The following is a 10,813-nucleotide window of genomic DNA, read 5'->3' on the forward strand; positions in this document are numbered from 1 at the left end:
TGCCGACCTCGCGGGCCACACGGGTCACCTCGTCGGCGAAGCTGGAGAGCTGGTCGACCATGGTGTTGACGGTGCTCTTGACGTCGGCGACCTCGCCGGAGGCCCGGACGGTGATCTTCTGGGTCAGGTCGCCGGCGGCGACGGCGCTGGTGACCTTGGCGATGTTGCGGACCTGGTCGGTCAGGTTGGTGGCGAGCTGGTTGACGTTCTCGGTCAGGTCCCGCCAGGTGCCGGAGACGCCGAAGACCTGCGCCTGGCCGCCGAGGCGGCCGTCGGTGCCGACCTCGCGGGCCACGCGCGTGACCTCGGCGGCGAAGTTCGACAGTTGGTCGACCATGGTGTTGACGGTGCTCTTGAGTTCGAGGATCTCGCCCTGGGCGGGCACCGAGATCTTCTTGGTGAGGTCGCCGTTGGCCACGGCGGTGGTGACCTCGGCGATGTTGCGGACCTGGTCGGTCAGGGACGAGGCCATGGAGTTGACGTTGTCGGTGAGGTCCTTCCAGGTGCCGGAGACGCCCGGCACCTCGGCCTGGCCGCCGAGGCGGCCGTCGGTGCCGACCTCGCGGGCCACACGGGTGACCTCCCCGGCGAAGACCTGGAGGGTCTCGGTCAGGGAGTTGATGGTGTCTGCCAGTTCGGCGACCTCGCCGGAGGCCTTGACGGTGATCTTCTGGTCCAGGTCGCCGGCCGCTATGGCCTGGGTGACCGTGGAGATGGACCGGACCTGGTCGGTCAGGTTCGAGGCCATGGTGTTGACCGCGTCGGTCAGGGACCGCCAGGTGCCGGAGACGCCTTGGACGTCGGCCTGGCCGCCGAGCTTGCCGTCGGTGCCGACCTCTTGGGAGACGCGGGTGACCTCGGAGGAGAAGCTGCGCAGCAGCCCGACCATGCGGTTGACCGTCTCGCCGAGGCGGCGGAACTCGCCGCGGAGCTGCTTGCCCTCGAATTCGAGGGCCGCCTCCTGGCTCAGGTCGCCTGAGGCGACGGCCTCGATGACGCGGCCGAGCTCGGTGGTGGGCCTGACCAGTTCCTCGACGAGGCGGTTGACCGATTCTGCGCCTTGGGACCAGCCGCCGTCGAGGTGCTCGATGTCGAGCCGGTGGCTCCAGCGGCCCTCCTGGCCGACCACGCGGGAGATCAGGGCGAGGTCGCGGGCCTGCCGGTCGGCCTGTTCGACGACCGCGTTGAAGCGGTCGACGACCTCGCCGGCCAGGCCCTCGCCGCGGGGCAGCCGCACCGAGAAGTCGCCCCGTTCGACCGCGCCGAGCGCATCGGCGAGGGAGCGCAGCAGGTCGGATTCGTGCGGCGGGTTCGCGTGGGCCGGGCGGGAAGCGGTGTCCGTCATGGCGATCTTCCTCAGCTCTGCGGGTGCGGGCTCCCTACCAGGTTGTCACACACCGGGCGAGAACGTGAAGTCAGGTTACGGAGGGCACAATGCCCGATCACCTCCTGTAACACCCGAGAATTCGAGGAAAGCGCACAACCTGGGGCCACTGCGGGGCGTGTACATGCTGATGTTGTTATGAATTGAGCGATTCTCGTCGCAGGATTCCATGAAACCGAGCAGAATCCCAAGGAGATCCATGCCAGCCCCGAACAAGTCCGGTCTCCGCATCGCCGCAGCGGCCGCCACGGCGCTCGCGCTCGCGGCAGGATCCCCAGCCTTCGCGCAGGACACCGAAAGCGGCTTCAGCGCCTGGTTGGACACCGTCCAGCTCCTCGACCAGCAATACAATGAGGTCGAGGCCAACCTCGAGGTCCCCGAATCGGCGGCCGACGGCAGCGTCACCGAACTCGAGGTGGTCTTCACCCCCTCCGACCACGACACGCTCTACTTCCACGCCCCAGAGGGCCCTGTCGACTGCGAGGACGACTGGGACGAGCAGGACGGCCCGCGCGATGGCGTCATGAACTGCAGATTCAACGATGAGAGCGGCATCACCGAGTTCCCGGAGGCCTGGCCGATCGTGGCGGTCGTCCACGGGGCCACCGCAGAGTCCGACGGCTCCTTCACGATCGAGATCTTCGTGAACGGCGCCGAAACACCCGTCTTCTCCTCCACCGGCGAATACGACCTCGCCGACGCCTACGACGGCGACGACGGCTTCACGTTCGCCTATCGCAACCACACGCTCCAGGGCGCCGATGTCGGCGAGACGGTCACCGCCGCTCCCCAGATCAAGGTCGACGGGACCGCCGCCGTCGACCGCGCGGGCTCGGTGGTCCGGTTCGTCGACGCCGTCGACGAGGATAGCTGGAGCTGGGCTGACGACCGCTGGGACAGCGCCGGGATGGACGCCGACATCGCCTCTGCCGTCGACTCCTACGACAACTGCGCTCACGAGGGGATCTGGCTCGTCTGCGTCGTCACCGAATGGAGTCCCGAGGCCGGCGTGACCTATGCACCCAGCGAGTCCTCGCCGATCCGGTACGCGATCGAAGGCGAGGTCGAGGACCACTACATGGGCGTGTACTCCGTCTGGGACGTCAACCGGATGGAACTCGACCGCATCCTCGAAAGCTTCGACATCGACCTCGAAGGCGACACGAACTTCTCGCTGACCGCCGTCGACGCGGACGACATCGCTCCAGAAGAGGACTTCACCGACCGCAGCGAAGGCTGGATCCGCTTCGAGGAGCCGGTCGGCGAAGGAGATCTGCCCGAGACCGGCTCCAGCATGGCGGTGATCATCACCTCGGCGCTCGGGGCCGTCGCGATCGGCGCGGTCGTGTTCTTCGTGCTGCGTCGCCGCAACACCGCCGAAAACTGGGGCTGATTCCCGGGCCGCAAGACGGCGCATAGATCAACTGGAACCAACGGCCGCTCCGGCATTCCACCGCCGGGGCGGCCCTCTTCGTGCGCCGTACCGCCGGACAGTCCGTCCCGCGCGGTCTCCAAGGTCCGGCATAGACTGGAGCCCGTGACGTACCCCGAGAGGGCCACCCGGCGGCTGCGGCTGCCGGCGGACGACCGTTCCCCCGCCGCCGCGCGCGCCGCTGTCCGCGCGGTCCTGACCGAGTCCGGGATGCCCGAGCTGCTCGACGAGACCCTGCTGCTGACCACCGAGCTGGCCACCAACGGGGTCGTCCACGCCGGGACCGACATCAACCTCACCGTCGCCGCCGACTCGATCGGCGTGCGCGTCACCGTCACCGACTACCGTTCCGGCGGGATCGAGCCGGCCGACATGGCCATGCCCGAGGTCACCGCCGAGGGCGGGCGCGGCCTGCTCCTGGTCGACCGGTTCGCGTCGGCGTGGGGCACCACCCACGACGCGACCGGCAAGTCCATCTGGTTCCGCATCGACCGCGACCCCGAGGCCCCGCCCCCGTCCCGCCCGCCGGGACCGACCGAGCGGCCCGGGGCCACCGAGACCGACCTGGGGCAGCTGGCCGCGCTGCTGACGATCTCCCCGGCGCTCCAGTCGCGCTTGCCGGTCGAGCAGCTCGTCTCCGAGCTCCTGGCGCGCCTCCACGACGCCACCGCCGCCGATGGCGGGCAGATCGAGTTCGACTCCGGCGACGGGGCCGGGCTGCGGGTCCTGGCCTCCTTCGGCGACGCCGCCGACCCGAGCGTCGAGGTCGCGATGCCGCTGACCGCCCCGGCCACCGGCCGCCTGGTCCTGGCCGGGAAGTCCGACCCCGAGTGGCGGGCCCTGGCGCAGCTGACCGCCGAGCGGGTCTCCCTGGCCCTCCAGATCGACCGGATGCGCACCGAGGAGCAGCGCCGCTCGGGCTGGCTGACGTACCTGGCCGAGGCCGGCGAGCTGCTGGCGCACTCCCTGGACGAGCGCCTCACCGTCGCCCTGATCCCCCAGATCATGGTCCCGCAGTTGGGCCGCTGGGCGGCCGTGCACCTCAAACGCGACTCGGGCGCGCTCGACCTGGCCTCGATCTCACACGTCGAGGAGTCCGACATCGAGACGTGGCGGACCCGCCTGATCACCGCCGCGCCCGCCCTGGAGACGAGCCTGGCCACCGACGGGTGGACGGGCATGGAGCTGCCGATGCCGCGCGGCATCGACGGCATCGCGGTGCCGCTGTCGGCCCGCGGCGCCACCATCGGGGTCCTGTCGGTCGGGCGCCCCGGGGAGCGGACGCACTCGACCGAGGAGCGCGCGGTCATCGCCGACCTGGCCAAGCGCAGCGCCCTGGCGCTTGACAACGCCCGCATCCACGCCGACCGGGCCGCGGTGGCGCACGAGTTGCAGTCGGCGCTGATGCCCGGTTCGCTCCCGGAGGTCGAGGGCGTCAGCTTCGCCGCCGAGTACCTTCCGGCGGCGGCCTTCGGCACCGAGGTCGGCGGGGACTTCTACGACGCGACCTCGCTGCCGGGCGGGCAGTTGTGGGTGGCGATCGGGGACGTGTGCGGCAAGGGGGCGCAGGCGGCGGCGATCACCGGCGTCGTCCGGGACGTGCTGCGGGTGATGGCCCGCGACGGCCGTCCGATGCCGCGGGCTCTGGAGCTTCTGAACTCGACGCTGCTGGATCAGCCCGGCGACTACCGTTACGCCACGATCGCTTCGGCGCTGATGGAGCGGGCCGAGGCGGGCCTGGAGGCGACGCTGTGCCTGTCGGGCCACGACCGGCCGCTGCTGCTGCGCGCCGACGGGAGCCCCGAGTGGGTGGGCCAGGAGGGCACGGCGGTGGGCCTGTTCCCGCATGTGAAGGTGAACCCGGAGCGGGTGCGCCTGGGTGTGGGGGACGCGCTGGTGCTGTTCACCGACGGGGTGACCGAGCGGCGGGACGCGGAGGTCATGTTCGGCCACGATCGGGTGGTGCGGGCGGTGCGGGAATCGGCCGGGAAGCCGGCGCGGGCGATCGCGACGGCGCTGCTGGAGGCGGTGCAGGCGTTCTCTCCGGACGACCCGAGGGACGACATCGCGATCCTGGTGGTCCGCTGCGACGGGCCCTGAGGCGCGGGTCGGGCCCCGGAGGAGACCTCCGAGGCCCGGTGTAGTCGCCGCTCAGTGCAGGATCGTCGTGGCGCCGTAGTAGACGTTGCCGTGGTCGAGTTCGACGACCTTGACGACGGTGGTCGAGTTCGGGGCGTGCACGAGCAGTCCGTTGCCGATGTACATGCCGACGTGGCTGAGGCTGTTGTAGAAGACCAGGTCGCCGGGCCGCAGCTCGTCGCGGCTGATGTTCGCGGTCTGGTTGTACTGGGCGGCGGCGTTGTGGGGCAGGCTGATGCCGATCTGGCTGTAGGCGGCCAGCATCAGGCCCGAGCAGTCGAAGGTGTCCGGTCCTTTGGTACCCCACACGTACGGGTCGTTGAGCTGGTTGAGCGCGTAGCTGACCACGGCCCATTCGTCCTCGGTCATCCCCGGGAGCTGGCTGACGTCGAAGCCGGGGACTTCTTCGCCGGCGGCGGTCGTCCACTCCGCTTCGAGATCCTCCATGAGGACCTCGATGTCGTTCTTCTTCTCCTCGAGGTCGGCCTGGTCGGCCTCGAGGTCGGCCTGGAGGTCGGCGAGGAGGTCGAGCTGCGTGGTGTACTCCTCGCTGGCGGCGTTGAGGTCGTCGAGCAGCTCGAAGTCGTAGATGTTGGCCGAGTTGAGGCGGTCGACCCGCTCGACGAACGCGTCCGGGGAGCCGGAGTCGAGGAGCAGAGCGGTGTCGCCGATACCTTGGTCCACATAGGCCTCGGTGAAGTAGTTGGCCAGGCGCTCCTGGAGGTCGGCCAGTTCGGCCTCGGACTCTTCGAGGTCGGCCTCGGCCTGCTCGATCATGTCCTCGTTGTCGGAGATCTCGGTGGCGAGGGCGTTGTAATCCTCGACCGTCTCGTTGAGGTCGGTCTGGGCGACATCGATGTCGTCGCCGATCTCGTCGGTGCCTCGCTCGGCCCATGCCGGCGCCGAGGCGACCGCCGAAGTCAGAAGACCGCCGACCATGACGGCGGCGGTCCATTTGCGTCGGAGGGACGGCTTGTTCACGAGGAGGATGCTCCTTCGGCGTGTCGAGTCTGGGGGGTACTGACCGAAGATGAGCCTAGCGCGCACCCGCGGGCCATGGAAGGGCACCGGCGTGACAAATTCGCAGCGTAACGCCCGATCCACGATCAGTGCGCCCGAGCTGTGAGTTCCCTGGGAATTCGGGTACGATATGCGCCATGGACACCACGATGCGTCGCTGTAGCGGCCGCTGTCGCTCCTGTTGAGCCTCAGCCCGTTCCCGCTCCCACCGTTCCGACGCGTCGAAAGATCTTCCATTCCATGACTTCTGCTCTCGTCTCTCCGTCCGCGCTCGAGGCCGACCGCCTCGAGACCCTGGCCGCCTTCTATGCCGAGAACCTGACGTTGCGGCCCCGGTTCAGCAAGGCGAGCCGGTGGGCCCGCCGGGTGCTGTCCGGGCCCGACCACGAGGCCTGGCTGCTGGCGTGGCTGCCCGGGCAGGGCACCGAACTGCACGACCACGGCGGCGCCGCCCGTCCGGCGGCCGGAGCGCTCGCGGTCGTGTCGGGCGAGCTGACCGAGTACACGGTCGAGCCGGGCCCGTTCCCGCGCCTGGAGCGCGCCCGCCTGGGGCGCGGCGGGGTGTCGGCGGTCGGCGACCGGACCGTGCACGCGGTCCGCAACGACTCCGGCGAGCCGGCGGTGAGCCTGCACGTGTACGCCCCGGGTCTGGAGGCGATGCGCACGTACCTGTTCGACGAGACCGGGCTGTCCCCGGCGGCGATCAAGCGCGCCGGCGAGGACTGGTAGCGGCGGACAGGACGGCGCCGACCGCGCGCGGCAGGGCCGCGGCGACGTCGGTGGCGCTGAGGGTGCGGTGCCCTTCGGAGGCGAGGGCGCCGGCGCGGCCGTGGAGGTAGGCGGCGGCGACCGCGGCGCGCGAGCAGTCCATGCCCGAGGCCACCAGGGAGGCCAGGAATCCGGCCAGGACGTCCCCGGAGCCGGCCGTGGCCAGCGCCGGGTGCCCGGTGGGGTTGGCCCAGACGGCGCCGTCGCTGGCGGCGACGACGGTGTGGTGGCCTTTGAGCAGGACCGCGCAGTTGAGGCGTTTGGCGAGGGCGGCGGCGGCCGCGGCCCGGTCCTCTCCGGGCGCGGAGCCGTAGAGCCGCTCGAATTCGCGGTCGTGCGGGGTGAGCACGACCGGTGCCTCCCTGCCGGCGAGCAGTGAGTGGGAGTCGCCCAGGAGGGTGATCGCGTCGGCGTCGACGACGGCCGGGACCGGGCGGGCCAGGACGGCGCGGAGCTCTTCGAGGGCGTCTTCGCCGGTGCCGAGTCCGGGTCCGACCAGCCAGGACTGGCAGCGTCCGGCCGCGGCGGCGGTGTCGGTGGAGACGACTTCGGGGTGGCGGCGGCGCACGTAGTCGGCGGCGGCTCCGGCGTAGCGGACGTATCCGGCCGGTCCGGCCAGGGCGCCGGACGAGGCCAGGACGGCCGCGCCGGGGTAGTCGGCCGATCCGGCGGCGATCCCGACCACGCCGCGGGTGTACTTGTCGTCGACCGGTCCGGGTTCGCGCCACCAGCCTGCGACGTCGGCGGCGTCGGCGGCGGAGACGACCGGCTGCGGTTCGAGGTATTCGGCCAGTCCGATGTCGACGAATTCGAGCCGGCCCGAGCGCAGTGCGCCCTCGCCGAGCAGGTGGCAGGGTTTGCGGGCGCCGAAGGCGACGGTGAAGTCGGCGGCGACGGCCTGGGCGGGGACGGCGCCGGTGTCGACCTCGACTCCGGAGGGGACGTCGACGGCGACGGTCAGGCGGGGCCGGATGCGCGCCAGGTGACGGCAGGCGGCATCGGGCAGGCCGGGGCGGCCGCCGATGCCGAGGACGCCGTCGAGGAGCAGGTCGCATTCGGCGGGGGGTTCGGAGGTGAGTCGGCCTCCGGCGCGGGTGAGGGCGGCGGCGGCCAGGGGGTGGATGCGGTCGCCCATGACCGGGACGGCGCGGACTCGGGCGCCGCGCGCGGCCAGGCGGGCGGCGGCGTACAGGGCGTCGCCGCCGTTGTCGCCGGGTCCGGCCAGGACGACCACGGTCGAGCCGTAGACGCTTCCGGCGCTCTCGGACAGGAGCCGGGCGCAGACGGCGGCGAGCCCGGCGGCGGCGCGCTGCATGAGCGTGCCCGGTGGAAGCTTCGGCATGAGTTCGGATTCCGCGCGGCGTATCGCCGCCGATGACCAAGCACCGTCCATGGAACTGCCCCTCGAACTTCCTACGCCGTCTCGGCGATCACCACCGCTGTCGCGATACCGCCATCATGCGACAGCGAGACATGCCAATGCGAGACGCCACGCTGCCGGGCGGCCGCGGCTACCGATCCGGTGATGGACAGGGAGGGGCGGCCGTCATCGGCCGAGAGCACTTGGCAGTCGCTCCAGTGCAGGCCGCCGGGCGCGCCGAGCGCCTTGGCGACGGCTTCTTTGGCGGCGAAACGGGCCGCCAGGGACTCGGTCCGGCGCGGCCGCCCGTCGGGGGCGGCGCGTTCGGCTTCGGTGAAGAGTTTGTCGGCCACTGTCGGCGTCCGTTCCAGGACGCGCTCGAAGCGATCCACTGCCACCACGTCTATGCCCACCGCGACGATCACCCGTCAAGACTGCCACGGGATCTGCGCATCCGCCCCTTTTCGGCGGGTCGATTCGGCCATTCGGTGGCCCGGGCGCCCGGCGGGGGTCAGCGGCGCAGGTCGATGACGACTTTGACGTCGTCGGGTCCGGGTTCGAAGGCTTCGCGGTAGTCCTCGAGCGGGACGCGGCGGGTGATGAGGCCGGCGAGCCAGTCGCGGTCGGCCGCGGCCAGGACGTCGGCGGCCTGCGCGTAGTGGCCGAGACCCGCGTTGACCGAGCCGATGACGGCGTCGTTCTCCAGGACCATTTCGCGGCCGACCGCTCCGACGTCGACGGTGATCTTGCGGCCGACCGGGGAGACGCCGGTGAGGCAGACGACGCCGAACCGTCCGGTTGCGGCCATGGCCTCGAAGACGAGCCTGCTGACGCCGGTGGCCTCGATGACGATGTCGGGGGCGGTGTGTTCGAGGACTTCGTCGATGCCGCGGTGGTGGTAGGCGGCGCCGAGTCCGGCGACGAGTTCGGGTTTGGGTCCGTCGGCGACGATGTCGAGCACGTGGACTTCGAGTCCGCGTTGGACGCCGATGAGGGCGGCGAGCAGTCCGATGGGTCCGGCGCCGGTGACCAGGGCGGTGCGCGGTTCGTACCAGCCGCGGTTTCCGACGGCGTCGACCTGGTCCCAGGCTTTGGCGACGACGCTGGCCGGTTCCATCAGGACGCCGGTCTCGGCCAGGCCGGGGTCGATGCGGACGGCGTAGTCGGGTTCGACCGTCCAGGTTTGGGCGGCGTAGCCGTCGAGTTCCTTGATGCCGCGTTCGGTGTAGTCGCCGTTGCGGCACGAGTCGAACTGGCCGCGGGCGCAGGCGCCGCACGGGGCCGGGTCGGGCCTGCGGACCACGCCCGCGACGAGGTCGCCGGGTTCGAAGCCGGAGCCGGGCCGGGCGGCCCGGACGCGGCCGAGGGATTCGTGGCCGATGACGAGGCTTTCGCGTCCGGGCGGGGCCCAGCCGTATTCGGCGCCGGCGATCTCGCGGTCGGTGCCGCAGACGCCGACGGCCAGGCCGTCGACCAGGAGCAGGTCGTCGCCCGGGTCGGGTTCGTCGCGGTGCTCCAGGGTCAGCGAGTCGGCTTTCCCGGGTACGACGGTCAGCGCCTTCATGGCCTCAGTTCCCTTCGCCGGGTGTCAGTGGGGCTCCCGACAGCCTCCGGGCGGCGTTGACCAGCCCGACGTGGCTGTAGGCCTGCGGGGTGTTGCCGAGTTGGCGGCCGGCGGCGGCGTCGTATTCCTCGCTGAGGAGTCCGAGGTCGTTGCGGACGCCGAGCAGCCGCTCGAACAGGGCCTCGGCCTCGGCGGTCCGTCCGATGCCGACGAGGGCGTCGACCAGCCAGTAGGTGCAGACCAGGAACGAGCCCTCCTCGCCGGCGAGGCCGTCGACGCCGCCGTCGGCGGCGGTGTCGTAGCGCAGCATGAAGCCGCCGCTGTCGAGTTCGCGCTGGACGGCCTCGACGGTGCCGACCATGCGCGGGTCCTTCCACGGCAGGAACCCGGTCTGTCCGATCAGGAGCAGCGCGGCGTCGAGTCCCCGCGAGCCGTAGTACTGGGTGAAGGTGTTCCGCTCGGCGTCGAAGCCGCGTTCGCAGACTTCGGCGTGGACGGCCTCGCGCAGGGACTTCCACTTGTCGGCCGGTCCGTCGAGGCCGTAGCGTTCGACCGCTTTGACGGCCCGGTCGAATCCGGCCCAGGCCATGACCTTGGAGTGGACGAAGTGGCGCCGTTCGCCGCGGATCTCCCACAGGCCCTCGTCGGGCCGGTCCCAGTTGCCTTCGAGGAAGTCGAGGAGTTTGGTCTGGAGTTCCCAGGCGGTGGGGTCGGCTTCGAGTCCGGCCGCGCGGGCGACGTGGAGGCCGTCGAGCAGTTCGCCCCAGACGTCGAGCTGGAACTGGTCGGAGGCGGCGTTGCCGACGCGGACCGGCGTCGAGCCCTCGTATCCGCTCAGCCAGTCGATCTCGAACTCGGGGAGCAGGCGCGACCCGTTGAGTCCGTACATGATCTGGAGTTCGGCCGGGTTGCCCGCGGCCGCGCGCAGGAGCCATTCGCGCCATTCGCGGGCCTCGTCGATGTAGCCGGTGCCCAGGAGCGTCTGGAGGGTGAAGGTGGCGTCGCGCAGCCAGCAGAACCGGTAGTCCCAGTTGCGGACGCCGCCGATCTGCTCGGGCAGCGAGGTGGTGGCGGCCGCGACGATGCCGCCGGTGGGCGCGTAGGTGAGGGCCTTGAGGGTGACCAGGGAGCGGCGGACGGCTTCGC

General features: G+C 71.2%; 9 protein-coding genes. 3 read left to right on the forward strand and 6 right to left on the reverse strand.

The window, feature by feature from the left end:
* Nucleotides 1–1,345 (reverse strand): HAMP domain-containing protein (locus tag JFB92_RS24160; RefSeq protein ID WP_199044428.1); only part of this gene is annotated, 1,345 nt, incomplete at its 3' end.
* Nucleotides 1,346–1,583: 238 nt separating this feature from the next.
* Between JFB92_RS24160 and JFB92_RS24165 the strand changes: the two genes are divergently transcribed.
* Nucleotides 1,584–2,777, forward strand: coding sequence for an LPXTG cell wall anchor domain-containing protein (locus tag JFB92_RS24165; RefSeq protein WP_199044430.1), 1,194 nt, complete (start codon nucleotides 1,584–1,586; stop codon nucleotides 2,775–2,777).
* 144 nt (nucleotides 2,778–2,921) lie between these two features.
* Nucleotides 2,922–4,916 carry an ATP-binding SpoIIE family protein phosphatase gene (locus tag JFB92_RS24170; RefSeq protein ID WP_199044432.1) on the forward strand — a complete coding sequence of 665 codons (1,995 nt, stop codon included), beginning with the start codon at nucleotides 2,922–2,924 and terminating at the stop codon, nucleotides 4,914–4,916.
* A 51-nt stretch (nucleotides 4,917–4,967) separates the two neighbouring features.
* Here the strand turns inward: JFB92_RS24170 and JFB92_RS26760 are convergent, their stop codons facing one another.
* Nucleotides 4,968–5,936: a C40 family peptidase gene (locus JFB92_RS26760; protein WP_199044434.1), complete on the reverse strand. Its 969-nt coding sequence runs from the start codon at nucleotides 5,934–5,936 to the stop codon at nucleotides 4,968–4,970.
* A 279-nt stretch (nucleotides 5,937–6,215) separates the two neighbouring features.
* On the opposite strand from JFB92_RS26760, the gene JFB92_RS24180 reads away from it, so the two are divergent.
* A complete protein-coding gene (locus tag JFB92_RS24180) occupies nucleotides 6,216–6,704 on the forward strand; it encodes a cysteine dioxygenase (RefSeq protein ID WP_199044436.1) in 489 nt (162 codons plus the stop codon).
* On the opposite strand, the gene JFB92_RS24185 is transcribed toward JFB92_RS24180, so the two are convergent.
* From JFB92_RS24185 to JFB92_RS24200, 4 genes are all read right to left on the reverse strand, one after another.
* The gene (locus JFB92_RS24185; protein ID WP_199044438.1) at nucleotides 6,679–8,136 is read right to left on the reverse strand and encodes an NAD(P)H-hydrate dehydratase; all 1,458 of its coding nucleotides are present in this window, start codon (nucleotides 8,134–8,136) and stop codon (nucleotides 6,679–6,681) included. The genes JFB92_RS24180 and JFB92_RS24185 overlap by 26 nt on opposite strands.
* A gap of 20 nt (nucleotides 8,137–8,156) precedes the next feature.
* Nucleotides 8,157–8,528: a holo-ACP synthase gene (locus JFB92_RS24190; protein WP_199044440.1), complete on the reverse strand. Its 372-nt coding sequence runs from the start codon at nucleotides 8,526–8,528 to the stop codon at nucleotides 8,157–8,159.
* 86 nt (nucleotides 8,529–8,614) lie between these two features.
* The gene (locus tag JFB92_RS24195; protein ID WP_199044442.1) at nucleotides 8,615–9,667 is read right to left on the reverse strand and encodes a glucose 1-dehydrogenase; all 1,053 of its coding nucleotides are present in this window, start codon (nucleotides 9,665–9,667) and stop codon (nucleotides 8,615–8,617) included.
* A 4-nt stretch (nucleotides 9,668–9,671) separates the two neighbouring features.
* The coding region (locus JFB92_RS24200; RefSeq protein WP_199044444.1) for a glycoside hydrolase family 15 protein at nucleotides 9,672–10,813 on the reverse strand (1,142 nt) is incomplete at its 5' end.

Source organism: Glycomyces salinus (genome assembly GCF_016428645.1).
GTDB lineage: Bacteria > Actinomycetota > Actinomycetes > Mycobacteriales > Micromonosporaceae > Glycomyces > Glycomyces salinus.

Coding starts and splice junctions, on each gene's coding strand:
- JFB92_RS24180 (WP_199044436.1), top strand. CDS start 6,216: ATGACTTCTGCTCTCGTCTCTCCGTCCGCGCTCGAGGCCGACCGCCTC.
- JFB92_RS24195 (WP_199044442.1), bottom strand. CDS start 9,667: ATGAAGGCGCTGACCGTCGTACCCGGGAAAGCCGACTCGCTGACCCTG.
- JFB92_RS24185 (WP_199044438.1), bottom strand. CDS start 8,136: ATGGACGGTGCTTGGTCATCGGCGGCGATACGCCGCGCGGAATCCGAA.
- JFB92_RS24165 (WP_199044430.1), top strand. CDS start 1,584: ATGCCAGCCCCGAACAAGTCCGGTCTCCGCATCGCCGCAGCGGCCGCC.